This is a genomic window from Plantibacter sp. ME-Dv--P-122b, from assembly GCF_030209375.1.
Taxonomy (GTDB): Bacteria; Actinomycetota; Actinomycetes; order Actinomycetales; family Microbacteriaceae; genus Plantibacter.
Genome location: NZ_JARVSC010000007.1, coordinates 40,725 through 66,553 on the forward strand (window position 1 = coordinate 40,725; position 25,829 = coordinate 66,553).

Annotated in this window: 22 protein-coding genes and 1 tRNA gene; 7 read left to right on the plus strand and 16 right to left on the minus strand. The window is 70.2% G+C overall.

Annotation, left to right across the window (positions count from 1 at the left end):
• Window positions 1-69: 69 nt before the first annotated feature.
• From QRN19_RS14800 to QRN19_RS14815, 4 genes are all read right to left on the minus strand, one after another.
• Window positions 70-2,211, minus strand: a complete 2,142-nt coding sequence (locus tag QRN19_RS14800) for a 3-hydroxyacyl-CoA dehydrogenase NAD-binding domain-containing protein (protein ID WP_285027845.1) — start codon at window positions 2,209-2,211, stop codon at window positions 70-72.
• Entirely contained in the window at window positions 2,212-3,417 is a 1,206-nt protein-coding gene (locus QRN19_RS14805) for a thiolase family protein (protein WP_064293790.1), read from the minus strand. It abuts the gene before it with no gap.
• Between the two features lie 74 nt (window positions 3,418-3,491).
• On the minus strand, window positions 3,492-4,739 hold the full coding sequence (locus QRN19_RS14810) for an HRDC domain-containing protein (protein ID WP_350224039.1): 1,248 nt from the start codon (window positions 4,737-4,739) through the stop codon (window positions 3,492-3,494).
• Window positions 4,732-5,328: a DUF3000 domain-containing protein gene (locus QRN19_RS14815; RefSeq protein WP_079002473.1), complete on the minus strand. Its 597-nt coding sequence runs from the start codon at window positions 5,326-5,328 to the stop codon at window positions 4,732-4,734. The genes QRN19_RS14810 and QRN19_RS14815 overlap by 8 nt, the downstream gene beginning before the upstream one ends.
• 25 nt (window positions 5,329-5,353) lie before the next feature.
• Between QRN19_RS14815 and QRN19_RS14820 the strand changes: the two genes are divergently transcribed.
• Entirely contained in the window at window positions 5,354-6,610 is a 1,257-nt protein-coding gene (locus tag QRN19_RS14820) for an alpha/beta hydrolase family protein (RefSeq protein ID WP_285027848.1), read from the plus strand.
• Window positions 6,611-6,626: 16 nt separating this feature from the next.
• On the opposite strand, the gene QRN19_RS14825 is transcribed toward QRN19_RS14820, so the two are convergent.
• Together QRN19_RS14825 and QRN19_RS14830 are read right to left on the minus strand one after the other, a co-directional pair.
• On the minus strand, window positions 6,627-7,061 hold the full coding sequence (locus QRN19_RS14825; RefSeq protein WP_071260092.1) for a SufE family protein: 435 nt from the start codon (window positions 7,059-7,061) through the stop codon (window positions 6,627-6,629).
• An 83-nt stretch (window positions 7,062-7,144) separates the two neighbouring features.
• Window positions 7,145-8,047 (minus strand): sulfurtransferase, encoded by a 903-nt coding sequence (locus QRN19_RS14830; RefSeq protein WP_285027851.1) that lies wholly within the window; start codon window positions 8,045-8,047, stop codon window positions 7,145-7,147.
• Window positions 8,048-8,183: 136 nt separating this feature from the next.
• Between QRN19_RS14830 and zapE the strand changes: the two genes are divergently transcribed.
• The 3 genes from zapE (at window position 8,184) to QRN19_RS14845 (ending at window position 11,325) form a co-directional block, all read left to right on the plus strand.
• On the plus strand, window positions 8,184-9,245 hold the full coding sequence (gene zapE, locus QRN19_RS14835) for a cell division protein ZapE (RefSeq protein ID WP_285027853.1): 1,062 nt from the start codon (window positions 8,184-8,186) through the stop codon (window positions 9,243-9,245).
• Between the two features lie 198 nt (window positions 9,246-9,443).
• Window positions 9,444-10,673: an ammonium transporter gene (locus tag QRN19_RS14840; RefSeq protein WP_285027855.1), complete on the plus strand. Its 1,230-nt coding sequence runs from the start codon at window positions 9,444-9,446 to the stop codon at window positions 10,671-10,673.
• 106 nt (window positions 10,674-10,779) lie between these two features.
• Window positions 10,780-11,325 (plus strand): type II toxin-antitoxin system PemK/MazF family toxin, encoded by a 546-nt coding sequence (locus QRN19_RS14845; RefSeq protein WP_285027857.1) that lies wholly within the window; start codon window positions 10,780-10,782, stop codon window positions 11,323-11,325.
• Window positions 11,326-11,344: 19 nt separating this feature from the next.
• Here QRN19_RS14845 and QRN19_RS14850 read toward each other — a convergent pair whose 3' ends face one another.
• The 4 genes from QRN19_RS14850 to QRN19_RS14865 all read right to left on the minus strand — a co-directional run bounded on the left by QRN19_RS14850 (window position 11,345) and on the right by QRN19_RS14865 (window position 17,512).
• On the minus strand, window positions 11,345-11,668 hold the full coding sequence (locus QRN19_RS14850; protein WP_285027859.1) for a hypothetical protein: 324 nt from the start codon (window positions 11,666-11,668) through the stop codon (window positions 11,345-11,347).
• A 72-nt stretch (window positions 11,669-11,740) separates the two neighbouring features.
• Window positions 11,741-15,121, minus strand: a complete 3,381-nt coding sequence (locus QRN19_RS14855; protein WP_285027862.1) for an ATP-binding protein — start codon at window positions 15,119-15,121, stop codon at window positions 11,741-11,743.
• The gene (locus tag QRN19_RS14860; RefSeq protein WP_285027864.1) at window positions 15,118-15,963 is read right to left on the minus strand and encodes a DUF4194 domain-containing protein; all 846 of its coding nucleotides are present in this window, start codon (window positions 15,961-15,963) and stop codon (window positions 15,118-15,120) included. The genes QRN19_RS14855 and QRN19_RS14860 overlap by 4 nt, the downstream gene beginning before the upstream one ends.
• Before the next feature lies 1 nt (window position 15,964).
• Complete coding sequence (locus QRN19_RS14865; protein ID WP_285027866.1) at window positions 15,965-17,512, minus strand: DUF3375 domain-containing protein; 1,548 nt, start codon at window positions 17,510-17,512, stop codon at window positions 15,965-15,967.
• 248 nt (window positions 17,513-17,760) lie between these two features.
• On the opposite strand from QRN19_RS14865, the gene QRN19_RS14870 reads away from it, so the two are divergent.
• Window positions 17,761-18,441 carry an esterase/lipase family protein gene (locus tag QRN19_RS14870; RefSeq protein ID WP_502928266.1) on the plus strand — a complete coding sequence of 227 codons (681 nt, stop codon included), beginning with the start codon at window positions 17,761-17,763 and terminating at the stop codon, window positions 18,439-18,441.
• Complete coding sequence (locus QRN19_RS14875) at window positions 18,438-19,229, plus strand: glycosyltransferase family A protein (protein ID WP_285027871.1); 792 nt, start codon at window positions 18,438-18,440, stop codon at window positions 19,227-19,229. The genes QRN19_RS14870 and QRN19_RS14875 overlap by 4 nt, the downstream gene beginning before the upstream one ends.
• Before the next feature lie 51 nt (window positions 19,230-19,280).
• On the opposite strand, the gene QRN19_RS14880 is transcribed toward QRN19_RS14875, so the two are convergent.
• Genes QRN19_RS14880 through QRN19_RS14895 form a run of 4 tightly spaced genes read right to left on the minus strand, consistent with a single transcriptional unit; the run spans window position 19,281 to window position 23,465 of the window.
• Entirely contained in the window at window positions 19,281-20,162 is an 882-nt protein-coding gene (locus tag QRN19_RS14880; RefSeq protein ID WP_285027873.1) for a glycosyltransferase family 2 protein, read from the minus strand.
• Window positions 20,159-21,193, minus strand: coding sequence for a glycosyltransferase (locus QRN19_RS14885; protein WP_285027876.1), 1,035 nt, complete (start codon window positions 21,191-21,193; stop codon window positions 20,159-20,161). Before QRN19_RS14885 ends, QRN19_RS14880 begins: the two co-directional genes overlap by 4 nt.
• Window positions 21,190-22,332, minus strand: coding sequence for a glycosyltransferase (locus QRN19_RS14890; RefSeq protein WP_285027877.1), 1,143 nt, complete (start codon window positions 22,330-22,332; stop codon window positions 21,190-21,192). The genes QRN19_RS14885 and QRN19_RS14890 overlap by 4 nt, the downstream gene beginning before the upstream one ends.
• Window positions 22,329-23,465, minus strand: coding sequence for a glycosyltransferase family protein (locus QRN19_RS14895; protein WP_285027879.1), 1,137 nt, complete (start codon window positions 23,463-23,465; stop codon window positions 22,329-22,331). The genes QRN19_RS14890 and QRN19_RS14895 overlap by 4 nt, the downstream gene beginning before the upstream one ends.
• Window positions 23,466-23,598: 133 nt before the next feature.
• On the opposite strand from QRN19_RS14895, the gene QRN19_RS14900 reads away from it, so the two are divergent.
• Entirely contained in the window at window positions 23,599-24,657 is a 1,059-nt protein-coding gene (locus QRN19_RS14900) for a hypothetical protein (protein WP_285027881.1), read from the plus strand.
• Window positions 24,658-24,693: 36 nt separating this feature from the next.
• On the opposite strand, the gene QRN19_RS14905 is transcribed toward QRN19_RS14900, so the two are convergent.
• Complete coding sequence (locus tag QRN19_RS14905; protein ID WP_285027882.1) at window positions 24,694-25,434, minus strand: histidine phosphatase family protein; 741 nt, start codon at window positions 25,432-25,434, stop codon at window positions 24,694-24,696.
• 100 nt (window positions 25,435-25,534) lie between these two features.
• Window positions 25,535-25,607, minus strand: a tRNA-Val gene (locus tag QRN19_RS14910).
• Between the last annotated feature and the right edge of the window lie 222 nt (window positions 25,608-25,829).

Consider the following 25,829-nt stretch of genomic DNA (forward strand, 5'->3'; position numbering starts at 1 on the left):
CTCAACCGCGAGAGCGGGGTGCCGTCCACCGATGGTGGATGACACCCCGCTCTCGCGATACCCCGCGGGCTACGCCTGGACGCCCCGGATGGGCGGGTGGTGGAAGGTGTCGCCGAAGGCACGCTCGCTGGCACCGACGCGGTCCAGGTACGGCGTCGCTCCGCCGTCCTGGAACGGCCAACCCGCACCGAGGATGAGCCCGAGGTCGATGTCCTGGGCGGCTGAGACGACGCCCTCGTCCAGCATGAGCTTGATCTCCGAGGCGAGGCCGTCCTCGACCCGCCGCAGGATCTCGTCCTCGCTCAGCGGGCTGTCGCCCGTGACGAGCACCTTCTGGGCCTGCTTCGTGAAGCCGGTCACCTTGCCGCCCTTGTCCTTCTCGACCACCGAGTCCAGGCCGGCGAGCCGGTGGAGGTTCTCCGACGCGAAGAACCGGTCGGGGAACTTCCCGACCATCGTGTCCTGCACGTGCGCGGCGACCTTCCAACCGACGAGGTCGATGAGCTGGAAGGGCGTCATCGGCAGGCCGATGGGCGCGAAGGCACGTTCGACCGTCAGCAGCGGGGTGCCGGCGTCCAGGGCGTGCGCCGCCTCACCCATGACCTTCGCCAGGAGTCGGTTGACGATGAAGCCGGGAGCGTCGGCGGTGAGGATGGCGCTCTTCTTCAGCTTCGCCGCGGTGGCGAAGGCCGTCGCGAGCGTCTCGTCGTCCGTCTGGGGTGTGCGGACGACCTCGAGCAGCGGCATGACGGCGACCGGGTTGAAGAAGTGGAAGCCGACGAGCCGCTCGGGGTGCGCGAGCTTCGCCCCGATCTCCTCGACGGAGAGCGAGGAGGTGTTCGTCGCGAGTACAGCCTGCTCCGAGACGTACTGCTCGACCTCGGCGAAGACGCTCTGCTTGACGCCGACCTCTTCGAAGACGGCCTCGATGACCCAGTCGCAATCCGCGAAGTCGGCCTTGTCCGTGGTGCCGGACAGGAGCGCCTTCAGGCGGTTCGACTCGTCGGGGGAGATGCGCCCCTTCCCGCGGAGGGTGTCGATCTCGCCGTGGATCCGGGCGACGCCGGCGTCGACGTGACCCTGGTCGAGATCGGTGATGACGACCGGCACCTGGAGTCGCCGGAGGAAGAGCAGCGCGAACTGGCTCGCCATGAGCCCGGCACCGATGATGCCGACCTTCGTGACCCGTCGGGCGAGCTGCTTGTCGGGCGCTCCTGCAGGACGCTTGGCGCGCTTCTGCACGAGGTCGAACGCGTACATGCTCGCCTGGAACTGGTCGCCGACGATGAGCTCGGACAGCGCCCGGTCCTCTCGCTCGAACCCCTGTGCCTTCGTGCCGCTGCGGGCGGCCTCGAGCAAGTCGAGGGCCGCGTAGGGCGACTTCGCGACCGTGCCGATCTTGCTCTCGAGCATCTTGCGGGCGGTGCTGATGGCGAGCGGCCACTTGATCGTCCGCTCCACCTTGCCCGGCACGTTCTTGCGCTGCACGGTCACCGTGCCACTGAGCACCCCGTCGGCCCAGCGCAACGAGTCCTCGAGGAAGTTGGCGGACGGGAACATGACGTCCGCGATGCCGTAGGCGAGCGCGTCCTGCGCCTTGAGCATCCGGTTGTTCTTGAGCGGGTTCGAGATGACGACGTTGAGTGCGTTCTCGATGCCGATCAGGTTCGGGAGCAGGTAGGCCCCGCCCCAGCCCGGGATGAGTCCGAGGAAGACCTCGGGGAGCGCGATCGCGGGCGCCGAAGCGTCGACGGTCCGGTAGTTCGCGTTGAGGCCGATCTCGAGTCCGCCACCGAGCGCGAGTCCGTTGATGAAGACGAAGGTGGGTACGCCGAGGTCCTCGAGCTTGCCGAAGACGTGGTGGCCGAGCTGCGCGAGCTTGGTCGCGACCTCGCGGGACGGGATGTCGCCGACCTTGCTCAGGTCGGCGCCGGCCGCCAGGATGAACGGCTTGCCCGTGATGGCGACACCGTCGATCTCGCCGGACATGGCACGGGTCCGTTGCGCATCGAGGACGCCGTCGAGCTCGAGCAGCGTGACCGGGCCGAGGGTGTTCGGCCTCGTGTGGTCGCGTCCGTTGTCGAGGGTGATGAGCGCGATCGTGCGGCCGCTCGCCGTGGTGACGTCCTTGACGAAGGAGCGCGTCACGACCTCGTCGTCGCCGCTGATCGCGACGAGCTCCGAGAAGTCGATGGTCGTGTAGTCGGTCATCTACTTGCGTCCCTTCTTGCCGGTGAAGTACGGGTTCTCCCAGATCACGGTGCCGCCCTGGCCGAGGCCGACGCACATCGCCGTGAGGCCGTAGCGCACCTCGGGGTGCTCGGCGAACTGCGCCGCGAGCTGGATCATGAGTCTGACGCCGGATGCCGCGAGCGGGTGCCCGACGGCGATCGCGCCACCCCACGGGTTCACCCGCGGGTCCTCGTCGTCGATGCCGAAGTGGTCGAGGAAGGAGAGCACCTGCACGGCGAAGGCCTCGTTCAGTTCGAACAGACCGATGTCTTCGATCGACAGGCCCGCCTTCCGAAGGGCCTTCTCCGTGGACGGCACGGGACCGATGCCCATGATCTCGGGCTCGACGCCCGCGAACGCGAAGCTGACGAGGCGCATCTTCGGCGTGAGGCCGAGTTCCTTCGCCGTCGAGGCGCTGGCGAGCAGGCTCACCGTGGCGCCGTCGGTCAGCGGCGAGGCGTTGCCTGCGGTGACCCGGCCGTGGGGGCGGAACGGCGTCTTCAGTCCGGCGAGCCCCTCCATCGTGGTCTCGGGACGCAGGCCTTCGTCACCGGTGGCGAGTCCCCATCCGCTGTCGCTCCGGAGCGCGACCGGGACGAGGTCGGGCTGGATCCGTCCGGCTTCGTAGGCGGCCGCGACCTTCTGTTGGCTGCGCATGCCGAAGCGGTCGGAGCGTTCCTTCGTGAGCTGCGGGAACCGGTCGTGGATGCGCTCGGCCGTCTTGCCCATGTTCAGCGCGTCCTCACTGACGAGGCGCTCGGCGAGGAAGCGTGGGTTCGGGTCGGCGTCCAGCCCCATGGGGTGACGTCCCATGTGCTCGACGCCTCCGGCGAGGACGAGGTCGTAGGCACCGAACGCGATGCCACTGCCGAGCGTCGTGACCGAGGTCATCGCTCCGGCGCACATGCGGTCGATCGCGAAGCCGGGGACGGACTTCGGGAGGCCGGCGAGCAGCGCGGCGGTGCGGCCGAGCGTGAGCCCCTGGTCGCCCTGCTGGGTCGTCGCCGCGATGGCGACCTCGTCGATGCGGTCGAGCGGCAGCCCGGGATGACGTTCGAGCAGTCCGATGATCGCCTTGACGATCAGGTCGTCAGCCCGGGTGTTCCAGTACATGCCCTTTTCGCCTGCTCGTCCGAACGGTGTCCGGACTCCATCAACGAATACGACGTCGGCTTGTTCGGCCACGTTGCCTCCTCATTCTCGGGGTACGCCCCGATCCTAGGCGGCAGACACGGGTGGACACCCGGGTGCAACGCTTCCTACGAAGCGTCCGGGTCAGGCTCCACCGGGGATTGGGCCGACTCGACAAAGGCGTCGGTGATCGCCCGGGCGGTCGCGTCGATCTGCCAGGGGCGTGCCTCGTGCTCGGCGAGTGCTGCGGCGACCGTCTCGACCGTGAGTGGTTCGGGCGGCGTCCAGGCCAGTCGGCGCAGCGTCTCCGGCGTGAGCAGGTTCTCGACCGGCATCGTCAGGAACTCCGCGGTCGCGAGGATCCTCGTCCGTGCCGCGGTGTACCTGGCGTGCGCGTCCGGATTCTTGTCCGACCAGCTGCGCGGGGGTGGCAGCGTGTCGCTCGCCGGTCGGGCACCGGGGAGGTCCTCGGTGGTCTGGCCGGTGTGGATCGCGTTCCACCAGAGGTCGAGCTCGGTGCGGCTCGCACGCCCTCGGAAGTCCGAGAGCGCTGCGAGGTCGCGCTTCGAGCTGGGGTTGGCCTTCGCGGCCGCGGTGATCGAGGCGTCGGGGATGAGCCGCCCGGGCGCGGTGTCGCGGCGCTGCGCGAGTTCGTCGCGGGCGAGCCACAGCTCGCGGGCGACGGCGAGGTTGCGTTGCCCGCGCACGGCGTGGAGTCCGGAGAGGCGGCGCCAGGGCTCGGCGCGGGGTGCCTTGGCCTCCCGGGCGAGCGTCGCCTGGAACTCCTGCCGCGCGATGTCGCTCTTCCCGGCATCCTCGATGCGGGCTGCCAGTTCCTCTGCGGCGTCGACGAGCAGTTCGACGTCGAGCGCCGCGTACTCGAGCCAGGACGCGGGGAGCGGGCGGGTCGACCAGTCGGCGGCGGAGTGCTCCTTCGCCAGATGGATGCCCAACAGTTCCTCGACCACGGCACCCAGCCCGACACGCGGCAGCCCGAGCAGACGGGCCCCCAGCTCGGTGTCGAAGAGCTCGCTCGGGTCGATGCCCACTTCGCGCAGACAGGCGAGGTCCTGGCTCGCCGCGTGCAGGATCGACCGCTCACCCTGGATCAGGGCGCCGAGTTCGGCCATGGAGCCGATGGCGGGCGGGTCGTAGAGGAAGACCCCGGCACCGCGACGGTAGACCTGGATCAGGTAGGCCCGCTGGGAGTAGCGGTAGCCCGACGCACGTTCGGCGTCGAGCGCGAACGGTCCGTGACCCGCGGCGAGCACCTCGAGGGAGGCGAGGTAGGCCTCGCGGGTGTCGGTGACGACCCGTGGTGCGGTGGGCGCGGGCGGGGGGAGGAGCGGTGCGGATTCGGGCGCCGCGTCACTCACGGTGAGCTCGTTTGACGGACAACAGGGAGACCCCTTCGGTGGTCGGAGGCAGGCCGGCGAGCATGCACAGCAGCTCTCCCCATCCTTCCACGTGCGCCGCGACGTCGCTCTCCAGCGGTGTCCACGACGCTCGGAGCTCGATCTGTGCGCCGTCGCCCTGCCGGGCGAGCTCCCCGAAACCACTCGAGATGATCTTCGTCGCGGTACCGGACGCCGCCTGGTAGGAGGCACCGCGGGTGTCGAGGGCGTCCACGAGCCAGGACCAGGCGACCTCGGCCAGGAACGGGTCGAGTCCGATCTCGGTCTCCAGGGGGGCCTGGGCGAAGCAGACGACGCGGAAGCGTCCACCCCAGGCGTCGGAGCCGTCCGGATCGTAGAGGAGGACGAACCGCCCCGTACCGAGGTCGGAGTCGGCATCGTGGCGACTCGGTGAGACGTCGGCCGCGAGGGCGATGGCGAACGGCGCGAGATTGCTCGGCGCGGGGATCTCCGTGACTCTCAGATCGGGCCGGACGGCAGCAGCGCGAACAGCGTCCACCGCTCGGGCGAACTCTTCGGGAACCTTTGCCGTCGTCGGACTCTCTACCACGAGTGAAGACTAGAGTTACATCCCGATGAATGGGCAGAGGCACGCCGGGCGGAGACGCGGACCCGGGTCGCAGGCAGGCGGTCGAGGAGCGGCGAGCACCGGCATCCGACGGCGGGGTTCGGCGACGGATGCGATCGTCATCGCCGGTGGAGCCGCTGCCGCCGTCGGCGCCCTCGGACTCGCCGTCGTCGCGACCATCGCCCGCAAGGTGGTGGTGCCGGCTCGGGATCGCCCGAGTGAGGCTCGCATCGTCGGGTTGGACCGCGCCGGCGGGACGGTCGAACTCGTCGCGACGCCGGACACCGTCGTCCCCGGCCGGTACGGCAGCTGGGTGACGAGACGGGCGGCCTACGTGCAGCTGGGCGACATCCTCGAGGTGCGGCAGCACACCGTGGTCCGGACGCTCCTCGGCGGCGACGTCGACGCACTCCGCGTCGGCCAGGAGGCCGAGTTCAGCGGGTGGTTCTTCCGCCGTCCGGAGGAGCTGGGCCTCGCCCACGAGGACGTGCTCGTCCCGACGCCGCTCGGGCCGGCACCGGCGTGGGCGATCCACCCGGAGGACGGACCGTCCACCCGCTGGGCCGTCCTGGTGCACGGCCGGGGGACCACGCGATCCGAAGCGCTCCGAGCGGTGCCGAGCTTCCGCAACGCCGGATACTCGTGCCTGCTCGTCTCCTACCGCAACGACGGCGACGCTCCGCCCGCGTTGGACTTCCGCTACGCGCTCGGCGACGAGGAGTGGCGCGATGTGGACGCCGCCATCGGTTGGGTGCGCGAACAGGGTGCCGCCGACGTCGTGCTCATGGGCTGGTCCATGGGCGGAGCGATCGTGCTCCAAGCTTCACGACGGACGACGCACCCCGAACTCCTCCGCGCCGTGGCGCTCGATTCGCCGGTCATCGACTGGGTGGACGTCCTGCAGCACCAGGCCCGCGAGAACCGGATCCCGAGCGTGGTCGGTCGGGTCGCCCTGCTCGCCATCAGCCGCCGGTGGGGACGCCTCTTGACCGGGCAGGCGACGAGCATCGATCTCGGTCGGCTCGACTACGTCGCCAACGCGGCAGACCTCGCCTTGCCGATCCTCCTCATGCACAGTGACGACGACGGCTACGTGCCGGCCGGGCCGTCGCGGGCTCTCGCCCTCGCGCGACCCGACATCGTGACGTTCGTCCCGTTCACTGTCGCCCGTCACACGAAGCTCTGGAACTACGACCCGGAGCGTTGGACCGCCGCGGTCTCGGACTGGCTCGACGAGCTCGTGCCGCTGCCGCCCGGACACTGACCGACGGGCCGACGACTCAGGCGAGTTCGCGGAGGCGGCGTTTCGTCCGGCCGAGCAGCGCCGACATCCCGCGCAGGCGCAGTGGCGACACCGCCCGGGAGAGTCCGATCATCTGCGGGAAGTCGTCGGGGACGGCGAGGACCTCGTCGACGGTGAGTCCGGCGAGCCCCTGGACGAGGATGCTCGCGAACCCGCGGGTGGTCGGCGCTTCTTCGGGAGCCGTCGCGAACAGGTGCACGATGCCGTCCTCGTCGACCTCGACGAAGAAGAACACGGGCGCCTGGCACTCGAGCACCCGCTCCATGAGATCGGGGTGGTCGCGGTAGCGCTCCGGGAGGTCCGGCAGCTCGTCGCTGAATTCGAGGAGCAGCTGCAGCCGCGAGCGTTCCTCGACGGCGAGGAACTCATCTCGGATCTCGGCGAGGTTCGGGGCGAGAAGGGAATCGGTCATGGTCACTCCAGTATCGCAGCCGGGAACAGCAGACCGCCCTCCCGCGCAGCGAAGCCGTGCGGAAGGGCGGTGGGTGGACGAGCTCAGCGCGTCGGCGCGTCGCCCGGCTCGGCACCCTGCACGATCGGCACGCGCACGGCGCTGCCCCATTCCGTCCAGGACCCGTCGTAGTTGCGGACGTTGTCGAACCCGAGCAGGTGCTGGAGGACGAACCACGTGTGACTCGACCGCTCGCCGATGCGGCAGTAGGCGATCACCTCGTCGCCCTCGGCGAGGCCCGCGCCGTCGCGGTAGATCGCGTCCAGCTCCTCGGCCGGCCGGAAGGTGCCGTCCTCGGCGACCGCCTTGCCCCACGGCACGCTCTGCGCGCTCGGGATGTGACCGGCGCGAAGCGCACCCTCTTCGGGGTAGGCGGGAGCCGTGGTGCGTTCACCGCTGTACTCCTCGGGAGAGCGGACGTCGATGAGCGGCTTGCCGAGGTGGGCGAGCACGTCGTCCTTGTAGGCGCGGAGGACCGAGTCGTCGCGCTCCACCACGGGGTACTCGACGGCTTCGCGCTCCGTGGCTTCGCGGGTGATCGCCCGGCCGTCCGCGATCCACTTGTCGCGTCCACCGTCGAGCAGCCGGACGTCCTCGTGTCCGAAGAGGCTGAAGACCCACAGGGCGTAGGCGGCCCACCAGTTGTTCTTGTCGCCGTAGATGACGACGGTGTCGTCTCGCGAGATCCCCTTGGATCCGAGCAGTGCGGCGAAGGCGGCTCCGTCGATGTAGTCGCGCTCGACCGGGTCGTTGAGGTCGGTGTGCCAGTCGACCTTCACCGAGCCGGGGATGTGGCCGGTCTCGTAGAGGAGGACGTCCTCATCGGACTCGACGACGACGAGACCGGGTTCACCCAGGTGCGCTTCGAGCCACTCCGCCGTGACGAGGCGCTCGGGGTGGGCGTAGGCGGTGAACTTGGTCGAGGTCGAATCGGCGTCGACGGTCATGGGTACCTCCGGTCGTGCAGCTGGCTGCGGTGGGGCTCGGGTGTCGTGCATCTAGGCTGGAAGCCTGTCCCTTCGACAGTACGCCGTCCACACCACCGAACCGCACCGATGCGTCAGACGCCGTAACCCCGCACCCATGCAGAGCCAGAGGTTTGCCGTGACCACGCCTTCCGTCCCGACCGGATTCCGCAGCCTCACCGATCGTGTCCCCACGGTCAGTGGCGCCGAGATCGTCGCGAGCCTGACGCCACCCCGGCAGTTCGAGCAGGCGAGCTTCGACTCGTACCGTCCGGATCCCGACTTCCCAGGCCAGGCGGCCGCGGTCGAGAAGCTCCGCGGCTTCTTCGCGCCCCAGGCCGGTGGCGGTGGCGGCTTCTTCGGACGGCGGAAGTCCAAGGCGCCGGCCGCCAAGCCGGGGATCTACCTGGACGGGGGCTTCGGCGTCGGCAAGACCCACCTCCTCGCCGCGCTCTGGCACGATGCGCCCGGTCGGAAGAAGTACTTCGGCACCTTCATCGAGTACACGGCCCTCGTCGGTGCGCTCGGCTACGCGGCGGCGGTCGCGCAGCTGACGGGCGCGACGCTCATCTGCATCGACGAGTTCGAGCTCGACGACCCGGGCGACACGATGGTCATGACCCGACTGCTCGGCGAACTCGTCGCGACCGGGACGAGGATCGCGGCGACCTCCAACACCCCGCCGAACGCCCTGGGGGAGGGCCGCTTCGCCGCAGCCGACTTCCTTCGCGAGATCCAGGCCATGAGCGCCAACTTCGAGACCCTCCGCATCGACGGCACCGACTACCGCCGCCGCAGCATCGAGGGTCACGCCGTGGTGAGCTCCGAGGAGCGGTTCGACGCACGCACGGCGGAGGCCGCGTCCGCCGACCGTCACGTCACGGTCGACACCTTCGACGGTCTCATCACCCACCTCGCCGCCGTCCACCCCTCGCGATTCATCGGACTACTCGACGGCGTCGACCTGATCGCGCTCCGCGACGTCCACGAGTTGACCGACCAGGGCCAGGCGCTCCGGCTCGTCGCGTTCATCGACCGGGTGTACGACGCACAGATCCCCGTGGTCACGACCGGCATGGCCCTCGACGAGGTGTTCGGCGGCGACATGCTCAACGGTGGATACCGCAAGAAGTACCTGCGCGCGATGTCGCGCATGATCGCCCTCACCTCGATGGACTGACCGGTCCCGCCGGGTCACGAAACACGCTGTTTACCTGGGCGGCGCTCGCGTAACACATCGGAAACACGCTGACAGTCGTGCGGAAACGTCCGTTCCCCAGACTGGTCGCTGTACCGAGTCGGACGGCGAGGCCGAGCTCGACCAGCCCTCACCATCTCGGTCACCCGTTGCAAGACCACGATGTGTGAGGAAGATCCAATGGATACAGGCAGTATCGCTTGGGGAGTCACGGCAACCGCTCTGGTGCTGTTCATGACCCCCGGTGTCGCATTCTTCTACGGCGGCCTCGTGAAGGCGAAGAGCGTCGTCAGCATGATGATGATGAGCTTCGGCGCACTGGGGCTCATCAGCGTGCTGTGGATCCTCTACGGCTTCAACATGTCGGCTGTCGGCGGCCCGCTGGAGTTCGCGGGCAACCCGTTCTCCGACTTCGGGATGACCGCACTCGCGAGCGGCGAGACCGCGAACACCGACCTCGTGGGAGCGACCTACGGCGCCACCTTCGCCATCATCACGATCGCGCTCATCTCCGGCGCCATCGCCGACCGCGCGAAGTTCGGCTCCTGGATGATCTTCGCCGGCCTCTTCGCGACGATCGCGTACTTCCCGATCGCCGCATGGGTCTGGGGCGGCGGCTGGATCATGAACCTCGGTACCACGCTGTTCGGTGAGGATGCCGGCATCGGCGTCATCGACTACGCGGGTGGAACCGCGGTGCACATCAACGCCGGAGCCGCAGCCCTCGCCCTCGCGCTGGTGCTCGGCAAGCGCATCGGCTTCCAGAAGGGCATCACGAAGCCGCACAACGTGCCGCTCACCCTCCTCGGTGCCGCCATCCTGTGGTTCGGCTGGTTCGGCTTCAACGCCGGCGCCGAGTGGCTGAACGAGCTCGCGAACGTCGGACTCATCGTCGTCAACACCGTCGGGGCCACCGCTGCCGCCATCATCGGCTGGATCGTCGTCGAGAAGTTCAAGGACGGCAAGGCGACCTCGGTGGGCGCCGCCTCCGGTGCCGTCGCTGGTCTCGTCGCCATCACCCCGGCGTGCGCGAACCTGACTCCGGGTTGGGCACTGCTCCTCGGCATCGTGGCCGGCGCCGTCTGCGCCATCGCCGTCGAGCTGAAGTTCAAGCTCGGCTTCGACGACTCCCTCGACGTCGTGGGCATCCACCTCGTCGGTGGCCTCATCGGCACCCTGTACCTCGGCTTCTTCGCGACCGAGACCGGCCTCTTCGTCGGCGGCGGCATCGAGCAGCTCGCGGTCCAGGCCATCGCCGCCTTCGCCGTCCTCATCTACTCCTTCATCGTGGCCTTCGTCATCGGCTTCGCGATCGAGAAGACGATCGGCTTCCGCGTCAAGAACGAGGACGAGATCGCCGGCGTCGACACCTCCGTACACGGCGAAGAGGGGTACGCCCTCGTCGACTGACCTCGACCGCCTCTGCTTCGACGAACGGGCGTCGTCCACCAGGACGGCGCCCGTTCGGCGTTCCTTGCGGTGGGAGCCTGGGAGCCGCGGACGATAGGGTGACGGCGTGTCAACCTTCACCTCGATCATCCGCCGCGTCGCGAACGCGCTCCTGGGCCCCTCCACCCGCGCCGCCTCCAGTGCGGTGCGCACCGCCGGCCTCGCGACGCCGCCGACCACCACCGCCGATTCGCCCGGACGCTCAGGCCGGACGGCGACGGTCGAGGTCGATCCGCGGGCGGTCGGTGCCGTGTCCATCGACTACGCCCCGGCCGTCGACGGCGATCCCGATCCCGGCGAGATCGTCTGGACCTGGGTGCCGTACGAGGAGCGCGACGGACGTGGCAAGGACCGTCCGGTGCTCATCGTGGCGCGCTCGACCGGAGGCTGGGTGCTGGCGGTGCAGCTGACGAGCAAGGATCATTCGCATGACGGCGAGTTCGTGCCGCTCGGTACCGGCGGATGGGACAGTGCCGGCCGTCCGAGCTGGGCGAACCTCGACCGCGTCTTCCGCGTGCACCCCGCCGGGATGCGACGGGAGGCAGCTCAGGTCCCTCGTGATCGCTTCGCCCGCGTCGCCGCTGGCCTCCGTTCGAGATACGGATGGCGCTGACCGACCTATGATCGGCCGCTCAGGCGTACCGGTCGCTCCGTCGCGGCGCTGCGTCCCACGGCACCTGCCCGTGCTCCCAGGCGTCCGTGGCGGTGGGAGTGGCCGGTGCGGCGGGCCGGCGCCCACCCGGCACGGCACGCTCCGCCTCGGCGAGCGTCGCGAACCGACCGATCAACCGGCGGTCCTCTGACCGCGGAGCCCAGGTGACGCAACGGAAGTAGGCCGGTGCGCCGCTCGGCGCGAAGTACTTCACGAGACCGGCCGGCCGGTCGGGCACCTCCCGCATCACGATCCACTCGGCCTCACCGATGCGGATCGGCGGGGTAGCGGACCGGTCGGACATGATTCGAACATATGTTCGAATCAACCTGCTGTCAAGTCACGTCTGGAACGAGCAGGTCCGATGGAGCAGACGCTATCCGACGCGTTCGAGCGGCTCGACCGGAGCCGACCGCTCGATCTCGGCGACCCAGGCGTGTCTGGTCTCCGGATCCTTCCGGATCGACAGGAGCCGGTCCATGTAGGGCTCGAGCGCCGTCACCTTGTCGAGCGGGGCGCCGATCACGAGCTGGAAGCCGAGCCGCAGCCAGGCGACCACCGCGCGGCCGGCGAACTCCGAGTCCGCCTTGATGAAGCCTTCGTCGAGCAGCACCGGCGCGAACCTCGGACGCGGGCGGTCCTCGTCACCGAGCTGGTAGCGGAGGGCAGCACCGACGATGAACGCCACGAGCTCCTGGGTCTCGCCGCCGCTCTTGTCGCCGAGCGACGAGTAGACGCTGACGTCCTGCCCCGACGTGTCGTACCGCACGGCGGTGATCTCGACGTGACGGCGCACGTCGAGCACCTGGTCGCGGGTCGACTGGGCACCGGCACCCGTGTCGCGCATCGACTCCATGAAGCGGCGGAGCCGCTGGAACCGGGCCTCCAACTCGTCGTCGCCGAGGTTCGCGGTGACCTCGCTCGACAGGGCCCGCAGCTCGCGCCGGAAGGCTGAGGCCTCCTCGCGATGCACCCGGCGGAGGACGATCTTCAGACGATCGTGCGCCGGTCCGAACGGCAGGTCGCGCAGAATGTCGTTGACCGGGACCAGACGGTCCTCGATCTCCTCGACGGCGCTGTCGAACGCACTGCTGAGGGGCACGAGGTCCTCGCCGCTCCACTGCGACAACCGGCGACGCCACTCCTGACGGCGTTCGGGGAGACCGGTGCCGAGGATGCCGTCGAGGATCGCCCGGTAGTCGTCGTAGGACTCGAGCGTGGTGCCGAGGTTGGGGTCGTGCCAGATCGACTGGTACTGCTCGAACACGTGCACCTGTGCGAGCGCGGCCTGCTCCGCCTTGCGGACGGCCGACGACAGCTCGTCACCGAGCCGGGCGCGGAGCCGCTTCATCGCATCGCCGAAGCCACCGAGTGACGGCACGCCGCCCACCGCCGCGAGGGCGGCCTCGATGCGCTCGACGTCGGCGGGGGAGACCTCCTCCACATCGGAGCGCTCGAAGCGGTCGATGACCGTCGTCGCGGCGTCCTGCTGATCGACGAGAACCCCGTGCTCCTCGTCCAGGCGTCGGACTCGGTCTTCGGCCGGGAACCGCTCGGCGTTCGCGGCGTCGAGTTCACGCTGGGCGGCCGTGACCGAGCCCTGGAGCTCCTGCAGGACGTCACTGGCGTCGAGCAGACGCTCCAGCTCGGCCGTGGCGGCGTCACGATGCGCAGCAGCACCGGCGACGTCGATCCTGGCCCACTCGGTGTCGAGTCGGTACCGGTGGGCGGCCCGCTCGGCCTCACGGCGCGAGAGCCGCTGCTGAATGCCGGCCTGTCGACCGGCGATGACCTCCAGGCGCCCGCGGATCTCGGCCGTCTCAGCCTCGATCGACGCGATCCGCGCCTCGTTGGTGAAGCCGAGGATCGGCGCGCCGCCCGTGTCGCCATGGGAGCCGCGGCGGCCGTCACGCAGCTGGCCGTTCACGGTCACGCGGCGACCGCCACCCGAGAGGTCAGACGCCGACTCCACGCACCGCGCGTCGATCCGGTCCGAGCTCACGCGCTGCTCGATCCACGCGCTGAACGGGGAAGTGCGGTACGTGACGCGGCCGGAGATGAACGCGGGGTCACCCGCGTCTGGGGAGGACGGCTCGTGCAGCGGGACGCCCTCGAACTGCAGGCGGATCGGGATCCGGACCGCGTCGATCGCGCGGCCGAACGCGTCGAGGTGTTCCTCGTCGACGAGGACGGTCCTCGCGAGACCGTGCAGCGTGACCTCGATCGCGGGACGCCAGGCGGCGTATGCGGGAGCGACGTCGACGAGCTCGGCCACGAACGGCAGCTGTTCGGGATCGAGTCCGGCCGCCTCGGCGAGGGCGAGCCGCGCCCGGTGGAGTCGATCGGGCACCGCGCCGTCACGGCCCCGCAGCGACTGCAGCTCACGGCGGAGCTCGGTGTTGCGCTCCTCGAGTGGGAACGCTTCCCGATGCAGCTGGGCGCGATCGGTCTCGATGGCGTCGAGCGCGGCGTCGTCGTCGGCGAGGAAGTCCTCGCTGCGGCCGAGCGCACGCAGGAACGAGGCTTCATCCTCGATCGGATCGTCCAGGACTTCCGTGCGCTCGTCGAACAGGGACCGGGCTCGCTCCACCTCGGCGTGCGTCGCCTCCGCGGCCTCACGGCGTTCCTCAGCACGCCGCAGCGCGCTCCCGCCCTGCTCCGACACCTGACGCTCGAGTTCACGGACGCGGACACCCGCCGCAGCGGCCCGTGCCCGCGCCGCCTCCAGCGTGGCCCCGGCCTCGAGCTTCTCCCGCCGGTTCCTGGAGACCGCTTCATCGAGCAGTGCCTCGTGCGCGCGACTGCGCCAGACGGTGAACGGTGTCGTGCCGTCCTCGGTGAAGCCGAGGCGCTCCAGGTCGGCCGCCGCGCGGTGCCCGTCCTCGTAGTCGCGACGCAGCTCACCCAGCCGCTCGAGCACCCGAGCCTTGCGGCTCTCGGTCTCCATCGCGAGGTACGCCTCGTCGAGCGCCTCGAAGTGCGACAGCGCCCGGTCGGCCGCGTCGTACGTGCTCGGACGCTCCAGCACCATCGACTTGTACAGGCCGTCGACCGTCGGCAGGTGCTGGCCCGCCTGGATCCGGGCCAGCAGACGCATCGCCCGACCACCGTCGCCACCGGCACCGATGCCGAGACGGGTGTGCAGCGTGTAGGACAGCTCCGCGTAGGTGTCGCGGACGACGAATCCGGGGATGCGACCCTGGAGCTCACCGGCGTCGAACCGCTTCGGCACGAACGCCTCGAGGTCCGTGAGCTCGAACGGCCCGTCGACGGTCGCCATCGTCATCGACAGGTCACCGGTGCGCAGCGCACGTCGGGGGACGAGGTAGGCGCGCACGACGGTGAAGCGACGGTCGTCGTCGTTGAGGAACGTCACCGCCACGGCACCCCAGGTGAGCTGGTCCGTGCCGCGCAGGTTGATGTCGCGCATCGCCCCGGTCTGCGGGTCGCGCGCCGAGTCGACCTTGCCGCGGAGATACGTGAGCAGGTTGCGCTGGTCGGGGTTCCGCGCCCGTCCGACCGCTGCGTCGTTGGAGGCGCCGTTGAACGGCACGTCCGACGGCATCATGACCGCGAGGTACGCGTCCATGAGCGAGCTCTTCCCGGTGCCGGAAGCGCCGGAGATGAGCGTCGCGCGGGAGGCGAAGTCGACCGATCGGTACCCGTCGAACCCGCCCCAGTTGATAACCTGCATCCGTTCGATGCGCCACTGCTCGACGAGGTCGAGCAGGGTGTCGGTGTCCGTGGCGCGGCTCATCGGTCGTCCTCTGCTGCTCGTGTCTGGGTCGGGTCGTCGGGGGAGTCCTGCGACTCGGCTGCGGTGTCGTCGGGCTCGGCGTCCGAGTCCGCGTCAGCATCGGGTCGCGGCTGTTCGGAGGCAGGGTCGACCGCTGCGGTCTGCGTCTCCAACCACTCCAGGAGTTCCTGGAGGCGCTCGAGGGGGAGGAGCGTCTCCACCACCGAGGCGATGCGGTGGCGACGGGCGTCCTTGGTGCGCAGCAGGACCCGGGCGGTCAGCAGCTTGTCGATCGCGCGCTCGACGCGTCCGTCGTCACGGGCACGGTCGGTGGCGTGCTCGGGCCGGAAGCTCGCGACGAAGCCGAGGAGTTCGTCGTGTTCGACGATCGCGGCTCGTGCGCCGTTGGCCAGTTCGGTCCGGAGACGCGTCCGCAGGTAGACGAGCAGGATCGTCTCCTCGCGGCTGTAGCTGGTGTCGTGCAGCAGGGTTGGGAAGGGACGCCGCCCGCTCTCCGAGCCCGCCTGGCGCTTGAAGGCGACCTCGGCCGAGCGGTCCACCTCGAGCTCCAGGAACAGCTCGTTGAGGCGGGACCGCAGCAGCGACTCGGACTCGAGGACCGTCCGCCACTCGGCCGGCTGGAGCGCGGGGCTGACGTAGCGGTGTTTCAGCAGGGCGACCAGCGCACGACGCTGAGCCGCGTCGAGGCGTCCTTCGTCCCCTTCGAAGAGCGCGAAGGAGTCGTCATCCGGGCCGGTGACCGGCGTCTCGGCGGGTGCGAAGGCGTCGAGTCCGTCCGTCGTCAGATCATCCGACGTCGGGTCGGTCGTCGCCGTCACGGTGGGATCCGTCTCGGAGGTCATGTCATTCCGTTCCGCGCCCGGCCTGGTCGGCCGGAGCAGTGGTCGTGGTCGTCGTGGCCCGCGTCAGCGCTGCGACACCGGCCTCACCGAGCGGGAACGCCGGGAGTTCGAACGCGGTGGTCGTCCCGTCCGGACGGACCGTCTCGTAGCGACGGCGAGGTGCCTGCTCGTCGTACGTGCCCAGCTGGGTCATGAGGTGGACGAGGCCGAAGAGCTCCACCGGTCGTCGGAGTTCCGGATCGAGCCCGGAGAACGCCGCATGGGCGTCCTCGGCACCGGAGGTCACCGCGTCGAGGAGTCCGGCCCGGAGCTCGTCGAGGAGCGGACCGCCCTGCGAGCGGAGGATGTCGAGCGACATCGCCGCGCCGTCGGTCCGTTCGACGGTCGTCGTGATCGGCGGCGGTGCGACCTCGACGTCCGGATCGTAGAACCGCTCGCGCAGGTGCTCGATGTCGATGGTCTCGGGGAGGAGCGGAAGGTCGACGGTGGCGCGAGGCCCAGCGGTCCGCATCCAGATGCCGAGGCGCTGGTTCAGTGCCCGCAGGGTCGTGTCGAGCTCGCGGTCCTGCACGACGTCGTGATGCACGATGTGGTCGCGGAGCGTCGCGGTGAGCCGCCGACGCTGCGCGAGGACGTCGTCGATCCCCTGTCGGATGATCCCGACGGCACCCCGGAAGCCCCGCAGCTCCGCGGGCCCGAGCCTGGCCGAGAAGGGGTGGTCGAGGATCGTGGAGAGGTCGCGTTTGAGGTCCTGCAGCAGATCGTCGTTGCGGAGGAGCTCGAAGGCGCCCTCGAAGGCGCGGCCCTCGGCCGTCGCCGTCATGAGCTCGTCGGTGCGCCGGAGGTAGTCGTCGAGGATTTCGCCGATCGGACGGGTGTCGTTCCGGAAGTCCTCGACGATCCGCCGGTGCATCGCGATGACCGACTCCTCGACCCGGCGGAAGTCGCTCGGGAGCTGACGGATGAGGTCCGCGATGTTCGCGTAGCCGTCCTGCATCCGGTCGTCGCTCGCCGCCACGACGGTACCGCCGGCCGCGACCCGTTCGCGTTCCGCCTGCAGCTCGGCGAGCTGCGCGTCGATACGACGCAGATGCTCGTCGCGGTCCGGGTCGGCCTGCAGCGCCCATCGGCGCACCGAGTCGAGGATCATGGTCAGGCGCGACTCACTGATGAGGGCCCGGTCGTGTGCGAGGCCGTCGACGAGCGAGACCGCTTCGAGCGCGTGCGAGGTGAGCGAGTACTGCTCCTCGCCGTCGTCGGTGCTCGTCCGGACGAGCCACTGGTCGTGGACCCACTCCCGGCAGAGGGTGCGTCCGCCACCGCGTTCGTCACCGCCGGCCGGGATCCGCGCACCGCGTGCCGCGAGTTCACCGAGGTATTCCTCGACCTGCAGATGGAAGCGATCCGCTGCGACGAACTGGACGTCGCGGCCGAAGGTGGTCCGGAAGATCGCGACCACCGCGGGTGCGGTCGGCCGGCTCAGCAGCCGGATCGCGGGACGCTCCAGCGCGTCCCGGACGCGGCCGAACTCTCCGTCGATCTCTCCCACTGCACTCCTCGATCGTCCGGGCACACGAACACCCCGAGGCCACCGCAGCTGCCAGATTATCAGCGCCCCGCACCCGTGGTGAGCCACGCCGAGCATCGACGGTCCCGATCGGGCCGGGTCCGGTCCGGCCGCTGTCAAGGTCCAGGGTGGGCCCGGGTGGTCCGGTTACGGTGAGGACATGGGAACAGAGCGATGCCCCGAGGTCCTGCGGGGAGACGGTTGAGCTGCATGAACGGCGGCGGTCGGTGATCCGTTCCGCGCTGCGGACCCTCGGCTGGTGGGCGCGCGACTACGCCTACGCCCTCGTCTGGCAGCTCCGGGCGTTCCTCAGCCGCACCGACCCGCACGACTTCCTGTCCGGCGACCGATCACCGATCGTCGTCCTCCCTGGCGTCTACGAGACCTGGCGGTTCCTCGAACCGCTCATCCGCCGACTCCACGACGACGGACACCCCGTGCACGTGATCGACCCGCTCGGACGCAACGACCGCGCTGTCCCGGTGGCTGCACGACTCGTCGCCGACTACCTCGAGGCGAACGGGCTCGGCGACGTCGTCCTCCTCGCGCACAGCAAGGGCGGGCTCGTCGGCAAGTACGTCATGTCGCTCGGCGGCGGGGGAGCCCGGATCTCCGCGATGCTCGCCGTCGCGGCACCGTTCGCCGGTTCGCGGTACGCGAGGCTCATGCTCCTCCCGAGCCTGCGCATCTTCACCCCCGACGATCCGACGATCCTGGCGCTCAGCCGGGAGGCGACCGTCAATCCGCGGATCGTCTCGGTGTACGGACGCTTCGATCCGCACATCCCGGGCGGCAGCCGACTCGACGGCGCCAAGAACGTGGAGCTCGACACCGGCGGCCACTTCCGGATCCTCGCCCACCCGCGCGTGTTCGCGGAGGCACAGCTGCTGGCGGACGGACGCGACGCATGACGCTCGAGACCGCAGCCCACCCGCCCCTGACCGTGGACGTCGTCGTTCCCGTGAAGGACGACGCCGCCCTCCTGCGCCGCTGCCTGCGCTCGCTGCGAGCGCAGCACACCAGACCCGCATCGATCATCGTCGTCGACAACGGGAGCCTCGATCGCGCCGAGGTCGCGGCCATCGCCGAGCGGTACGACGCGGTCCTCATCGATGAGCCGATGCCCGGCATCCCCGCGGCGAACGCAGCCGGCTTCGACCACGCGACCGCGACGGTCGTGGCGAGACTCGACGCAGACTGCGTGCCGCCACCGGACTGGGTGACCAGGATCACCGAGGCGTTCGCGACGGATCCGGAGCTTGCGGCGCTCACCGGCCCGGCCGTGTTCATCGACGGTCCGCGCCCGCTGCGCGCACCACTCGCCGGCCTCTACCTCGGGGCGTACCGGCTCTTCGTCGGAGCCGCCCTCGCCCAGGTCCCGATCTTCGGGTCCAACTGTGCGATCCGGCGCGCGACGTGGGACCAGATCGCCGAGGCGGTGCACCGCGAGGATGCTGAGCTGCACGACGATCTGGACGTGTCGACGCACCTGGGTCTCCACCGACGCGTGCGCTACGACCGGTCGCTCGGGATGGGGATCTCGATGCGCCCGTTCACCGACGCCGGTTCGCTCGCACTCCGGATGCGTCGGGGCTGGACCACCCTGCGAGTGCACTGGCCGGAGGACCTGCCAGCCGTCCGATGGCTCCAGCGCAGCACACGACTGCGTAGCGGTTCACCGGGAGCGCTTCGTCACTGACGAGTGATGTCCCAGACGGTGGCCGACGATACGGCGCTGTCCCGTCGACCGCTACGCGCCGGAGCCTGCCGCTACCGCACTGGTGGTCGCGGTGGACTGACTGCTCGGGGAGCTCGGCTGAACGCGGACCCACTCGTCACCCGCCCGCCGCACCGCGCCGGCCCGAGCGAACGCCTCCAGCCAACCGGTCATCGGCCAGGATCCCCACCGCGAGGCGAACCGTGCGCCGTTGCGGAGGATGTCGTCGAAGTGTTGCCACGGCGGCCGTTGGGTCTCGTGGTACTGGTGGTAGGCGTGGGCGCCTCCGACCCACACGAGTGGCGTCCCCGCCGCGCTGAGGGCGAACGCGAAGTCGGTGTCCTCGCCGCCGTACCCCTCGTAGCCCTCGTCGAAGCCTCCGGTCCGGGACCACGTCGACGCAGTCGTCGCGAACGACAACGACCAGAACAGCGGGTACTCGTCCTCGGAGGCGACGCGCTCCGCGCCGTCGTCCGGGTTCGGCCGCGCGGCGTGCGGTGCCGTCGCCGCCGCCAACGCGCGGTGGTCGGCGACGTCCACACCGGGCTGCAGATAGGTCACCGGTCCGCAGAGGACGGCGCCGGGGTGGCGAGCCGACGCTTCGCGGTAACGGTCGAGCAGCGCGGGTCCGGGCACGCAGTCCGCGTCGAGGAACACGACGAGGTCGGCGCCGCGTTCGATGGCCAGCGCGGCGCCGGCGTTCCGACCTGCCGCGAGACGGAGTCCTTCGGGACCTGGTGGTACGCGGACGGTCAGCTCCGCATCGAGGGTCGGCGGAGCGTCCTCACCGATCCACACGACGATCCGCTCCACCGCGTCGCCCGACGTCGGCACGAACGCCCCGATGGCCTCGAGCTGCCGTTCGAGGTGACCGAGTCTGGGGCGCGAGCACAGGGTCACGATCGAGGTCCTCATCGCACACCCCCTGCGGGTTCACCGACGGCGACCGCCTCGATCGCCTCGGCGGCCCGTCTGGCGGCTCCGGCCACCCGCCAACGCGACCAGTCGGGGTCGAGCTTCGCGGCCTCGTCGAGGACGGCCGGCCAGTCCGCAGCGTCGGGCCAGGACGAGCGCACGACCGCCAGCTCGTTGGCCTCGAGGGCACGGGCGGTGGACACCTGCTCGTCGAACGGGCGCTCCTGCGGGACCACGACCGCCGTGACGCCGGCCGCGGCGAGATCGGCGACCGCGTTCTGACCGGCCCACGACACCACCACCTCCGCCCGGCAGAGCGCGTCCCACGGATCGTCGGTCCAGACGGACCCTGCACCGGTGCCGAGCGAGGTCCAGTCACGACCGCTGGCGCGGGCGGCTTCCTCCACGGCTTCCCGCGACACCGCAGAACCCCCGGCACCGGCGAGGAGGAGCACCCCGCTGCGCGCGGTTTCCGCAGCCGTCCGCTCTCGTCCCTCGAAGCGACTGATGCCACCGGTGTACACGACCTTGTGTTGCACGGCACGCAGATGCTCCAGATCCAGGACCCCGTGCGGCCAGGGGGCGACGATCCTCGACGCCGCATGGAATGCCAGGGCGTGCGGTCCGTCGTCGCGGTTGCCCGGCTGTGCGACGACCACGGTGGGGACACCGAGCAGGCGTGCGAGCAGCACCACCTCGACGGAGACGTCCACCACCATCGCGTCCATCCGCTGCTCGGAGAGGGCGGCGGCGATGGTCGCCAGTCGGGCACGGTGGCCGGCGTGACCCAGTGGCGCCCAGTGCAGCAGCCCCTCGGCGGTCGGATCGCGGTCGCCCGGGGGAGAAGCGCCGTCTGGAACGTCGTCATCCCGGTCGAGCACCACCCAGGAACAGTTCGAGGGGAGTCCCACCGGTGCGGAGAACGAGCTGAAGCAGACGATGTCGGCATCGAGGTGCGGGGCCACGGCGAGCAGTCGGGTGACGTGCCCGCGTCCGTGGTGATGCACGTACCAACCGATGCGGGGCCTCACGAGCTGAACTCGTCGACGCGACCTGAACCGAGCACGGGCGAGTCACCGAGGAGCGCGGCGAAGTGCTCCTCGAGCCGACCCACCCTGGCGTCGAGTGAGAACCGGGCGAGCGCGGATGCCCGGATCGAGGCGCGGAACCCTCGGTCCAGCTCCGACTGCCGGATCAACCCGTCCACGCGGTCCGCCATGGCCGCAAGGTCACCTGGTGCGACGACCTGCATGCCGACGCTCGCTTGAGCGATCTCGGGCACGCCGCCGACGGCGAAGCTGACCACCGGAGTCCCGGTCATCAGCGCCTCCGGCGCGACGAGACCGAACGGCTCGGCCCATGCCGGCGTCGAGACCGCTGCCGCGCTCCGCCCCACGAGCGTGGCGAGTCGCGTCGGGTCGAGCGGCCCGACATGTCGGACGTCACGTCCCAGCAGCGGTGACAGCACGCGCTCGGCGTACACCGGATCGCCCACGCGACCGGCGATGACGAGGCGGCGACCCAGTCGGCGAGCGACGTCGACCGCGAGGTGCGGCGCCTTCTCCGCGACGACCCGTCCGAACCACACGAGGTCGTCGCCGCCTCGGCCGGCCCGCCAGGCGTCCGGATCGATGCCGTTCAGGAGCACCTCCGACTCGACACCGGCCGTCGACCACGTGCGCTTCGTGAACTCGCTCACCGCCAGGAACCTGCTCCCGTCGGAACCGGCCCGGTTGGCGGCAGCGGCGACGGCCTCGTCGACCGGCGTGTGCAGGGTGGTGATCATGGGGACGCCCAGCTCAGGTGCCAGTTCCACCGGGAGCGCGTCCAGGCAGTGGTTGGACACCACGTCGTATCGCCCTGGCCGAGCGGCGATCGCTTCGAGCGCGCGGCGCAACGCCGGGACGGACCGCGTCGCGTGGCCCGGGGGATACCGCTCGTCGTCGGGGGAGGACCAGCGCGGCCACCGCAACTCCGGCAGTTCGAAGACGCTGCCGCGCTCGACGAAGTCGGACCCGCGGACGCCGATGAACGTCACCTCGTGGCCTCGTGCGCGGAGTGCGGTGACCTCCGACCACACGGCGGATTCGAGCCCGCCGGCGTGTGGGCGACGGATGGGGAAGCGCAGCGGGGCGATGACGACGACGCGCAGTCGTGGACCGGCCGTCACGAGGCGCGCTCGGCGGTGACCCGGCGGTACAGCTCGGCGTGCGCGGCTGCTCCCGCGGCGTCGTCGACGACGCGACGGGCGCGGCGCCCGGCGACGGCCACGATCCGGTCGGAGGAGCCGGGCCGGGTCGCTCCGTCCGCCTCGAGGAGCGCACGAATGGCCTGCTCGAGCGAGTCGCCGTCCCCGGGCGCGTATCCGGCCACGGTGGAGTCCGGGTGCTGTCCGACGTACTGCCCGACCCCTGCCGGGGCGGCGACGGACACGCCGAGGTCCCAGCAGAGCTCGAGCCAACCGGAGTGCGTCCCGTGCCGATAGGGGAGCAGGCAGACGTCCAGGCGGCTGAGCGCGATCGCGAGGCCGGCGTCGTCCAGACGCTCGTGCTCGATGAGGAGCGCCGCATCCGAGCCACCGACGATCCGTCGGACCACCTCACGAACATCCGGATCTCGGACCGCATGGTGCATGCGGACTTCGGCGACGACGTCCCGACCATGACGGCGGAGGCGTTCGACCGCATCGACGAGGGTGGTGACCGCACCGATCGCGTCGACATTGGGCCGGAGGTCCTTCAGATGGACGCCGACCCGAGACTCGGACGACGGCAGCACGAGCGGAACCGTGACGTCATCCGACAGGAGCGACGGGTGCGGGATGACGACGGCGTCGCGGCCCCAACGTTCCCGGATGCCGGCGGCGGCGCCAGGGGTCAGGGTGATCAGGGCGTCTGCTCCACGGACGAGCTCGTCGAGCTGCCGGTCGTAGGCGGCCTGGTTGTCGAGCTGCGGGTGTTCGAGGTCGTGCACCGTGTACACGACCGACCAGCCGACCTGGTGCGCTGCCTCGATGCACGCGGTCACGTGTCCGGGTGGGAACGACTCCGTCCCGAAGTGGATGTGCAATACGTCGGCATCGGCCGCGTGGTCACGGATCCAACTCGGATCGAGGGCCGCAGGGGGCCACCAGACACCTGCCGGCGCGCCCTCGACCGGTGGATCGCTCAGCACGTCGATGTCCGGCGAGGCGGTGACGCGGCCGACGTAGGGGTGCGCTGCCGGGATCGAGACGACGCGGATCGGAGGAGACGTCTGGTCGGCGGCTCGATCGGTGGCGTGCGGCATCACGGTCGACTGCATGGCGGGATCCCCTGTACGGATGCGGGCGCGAGACGCGCGGACGGGTCGGCGCGATACGGGCGCCGTCCTCCGAACATAGGTCCGGTGACGAGAGTGCCCGCGACCCTTGACGCGGGCCCCCCACTGCACCAACATGACGCAGGTGATCGCAGCCCCACCCCGTCTCCTCATGATCGGCCCACAGCACCATGGCGTCGTCCAGTACGCGATCGACGTCGCCGACGCCGTGGTCGCCGCAGATCCTCGCGCGGAACGGGTGTACGCCTCGACCCCGGCCGACGCCGTGCATCTGCTCGACGGCGTGGACCGTGCACACGTCCACGTCACCGACCGCCTCTTCGGTCGATCGCCCGAGGAGGCGGCGGACGCCGTCGAGCGCCTCGCGGACGTCACCTCGTTGACGGTCACCCTCCACGACGTCCCGCAGACCTCGGACGGCAGGATGCTGGAACGCCGCATCGCCGCCTATGCCCGGTTCATCGCCGCCGCCCACGCGACCGTCGTCAACAGCCGCCACGAGCAGGCGCTGGCTGAAGAGTTCCTCGGCGTCAGCCCCGCGACCGTCCCGCACGCCATTCCGCTCGGCTCCCGGGTCGGGGCGGCGGCGGTCACCGCAGACGATGCATCGCCACCGGGGGCGACGCGCCCACTCACCGTGCTCATCGCCGGGTTCATCTATCCGGGCAAGGGTCATTCATCGGCGATCCAGGCGGCTGCGCGAGCGGCGGAGGAGCTCCGTGCCACCGGCCACCCGGTCGCCGACGTCGTCGTCCGTGCCATCGGCGCCCCCTCGGCGGGACATGAGGACGACGTGCTCGACCTCGAGGCGGAGGCACGCGCCCTCACGGTCTCGTTCGAGGTGACCGGATATCTCGACGATGAGGCGTTCGCCGCGCAGATCTCGCGCCCTGGCATCCCCCTCGCCGCGCACGGCCATGTCTCCGCGTCACGCTCGATGCTCGACTGGGTCGAGGCGGGCAGACGGCCGCTCGTCGTCGACTCCCGCTACGCGGCGGAGATGGAGCAGCTTCGCCCGGAGACGATGGTCCGCTACGACCCGTCGACGCTCCATACCGAATTGGCGGCGGCCTGGCTGGATCCTGCCCGGACGCGCCTTCCCGCCGGTCGTGACCTCCGCCCGTCGCTGCCCGACAGCGCGAGCGCGTACCTCGACTGGTGGGGTGGACGCTGACGTTCACCGCGCGGGTCAGGCACCTCGGTGGTGGGGTCAGCTTCGGACATCGGTCGCCCCCGAGTGCTCGGTGACCGGGACCTGCGCTTGCTGCAGGTGTGCGGTCGCATTCGCCGCCCGTGCTCTCCAGGCGCGTCCGTCGTGGACGAGGTGCGTGAAGGAGGCGTTCGGCGTCGGGCGGAGTGCGGCCTCCTCCAGGACGCGTCGCTCATCCCACCCCTCGCAGACGTAGCGGAAGAGAGAGATGACGGCGTCATGACAGACGACCAGGGCCCGCGTTCGGTCGGTGTGCCGGTCCAGGTCACCGATGAACGAGCGGATGCGGAGGGCCACATCCGTCCAGGCCTCACCTCCTGGCGGTCGGTAGTAGAACTTGCCGAGGAACCGTCGTCGAGCGGCCTCCTCCGGGAACTCCGCGTCGACCCCGATCGAGGTGAAGGTGTCGAGGATCCCGAGTTCGCGATCGCGCAGCCGTTCGTCGACGACCGGCCGAAGCTCATCAGCGTCGAACGCAGCGGTCCGGAGCGCGACCACGGCCGTCTCGTGTGCACGGCGATAGGGCGAGCTGAACACGATATCCGGCCGGTCGGCGGGAGCGAGGGTGGCGAGTCGAGCGCCCACCGCGGCTGCCTGCTCGAGCCCGAGCGCCGACAGCGGGACGTCGGCGTCGCGGTTCGCGACGGCGATGCGGTGGGACCCGGTGCGGTCGGCTTCCCGTGCGGCGACGTTCCCGGCGCTTTCACCGTGTCGGACGAGGATCAGTTCCGTGATGGCCATGGATCCACGGTAGCCAGCACGATTCGGAGCCCGCAGACCTTGACGCCTCGGCTCTCCCGAGACAAGGGACCGGATCACGTCAGTCGAGGCGAGGAAAGGGTGGGCGATACCGGACTCGAACCGATGACCTCTTCCGTGTGAAGGAAGCGCGCTACCAACTGCGCCAATCGCCCGCAGGTCGTCCGCACCGGAGAGGTGCCGAACAGCCGCGAGTCACGATACTAGCCGATGCCGGGGGACGAGCGCACATCCGCACCGCTGTCGACACAGTACCCGCGCCGGTTTGAACATCGGTCCCGGTTTCGGCTAGAGTCATTCGAGCACGCAGTGATGCGGGCAGTGCGGATGTGGCGCAGTGGTAGCGCATCACCTTGCCAAGGTGAGGGTCGCGAGTT

Excerpts from the sequence above, each read along its gene's own strand:
- QRN19_RS14800 (WP_285027845.1), bottom strand. The coding sequence starts at position 2,211 with ATGACCGACTACACGACCATCGACTTCTCGGAGCTCGTCGCGATCAGC.
- QRN19_RS14820 (WP_285027848.1), top strand. The coding sequence starts at position 5,354 with ATGAATGGGCAGAGGCACGCCGGGCGGAGACGCGGACCCGGGTCGCAG.
- QRN19_RS14825 (WP_071260092.1), bottom strand. The coding sequence starts at position 7,061 with ATGACCGATTCCCTTCTCGCCCCGAACCTCGCCGAGATCCGAGATGAG.
- QRN19_RS14830 (WP_285027851.1), bottom strand. The coding sequence starts at position 8,047 with ATGACCGTCGACGCCGATTCGACCTCGACCAAGTTCACCGCCTACGCC.
- zapE (WP_285027853.1), top strand. The coding sequence starts at position 8,184 with ATGCAGAGCCAGAGGTTTGCCGTGACCACGCCTTCCGTCCCGACCGGA.
- QRN19_RS14840 (WP_285027855.1), top strand. The coding sequence starts at position 9,444 with ATGGATACAGGCAGTATCGCTTGGGGAGTCACGGCAACCGCTCTGGTG.
- QRN19_RS14850 (WP_285027859.1), bottom strand. The coding sequence starts at position 11,668 with ATGTCCGACCGGTCCGCTACCCCGCCGATCCGCATCGGTGAGGCCGAG.
- QRN19_RS14855 (WP_285027862.1), bottom strand. The coding sequence starts at position 15,121 with ATGAGCCGCGCCACGGACACCGACACCCTGCTCGACCTCGTCGAGCAG.
- QRN19_RS14860 (WP_285027864.1), bottom strand. The coding sequence starts at position 15,963 with ATGACCTCCGAGACGGATCCCACCGTGACGGCGACGACCGACCCGACG.
- QRN19_RS14875 (WP_285027871.1), top strand. The coding sequence starts at position 18,438 with ATGACGCTCGAGACCGCAGCCCACCCGCCCCTGACCGTGGACGTCGTC.
- QRN19_RS14880 (WP_285027873.1), bottom strand. The coding sequence starts at position 20,162 with ATGAGGACCTCGATCGTGACCCTGTGCTCGCGCCCCAGACTCGGTCAC.
- QRN19_RS14895 (WP_285027879.1), bottom strand. The coding sequence starts at position 23,465 with ATGCAGTCGACCGTGATGCCGCACGCCACCGATCGAGCCGCCGACCAG.
- QRN19_RS14900 (WP_285027881.1), top strand. The coding sequence starts at position 23,599 with ATGACGCAGGTGATCGCAGCCCCACCCCGTCTCCTCATGATCGGCCCA.
- QRN19_RS14905 (WP_285027882.1), bottom strand. The coding sequence starts at position 25,434 with ATGGCCATCACGGAACTGATCCTCGTCCGACACGGTGAAAGCGCCGGG.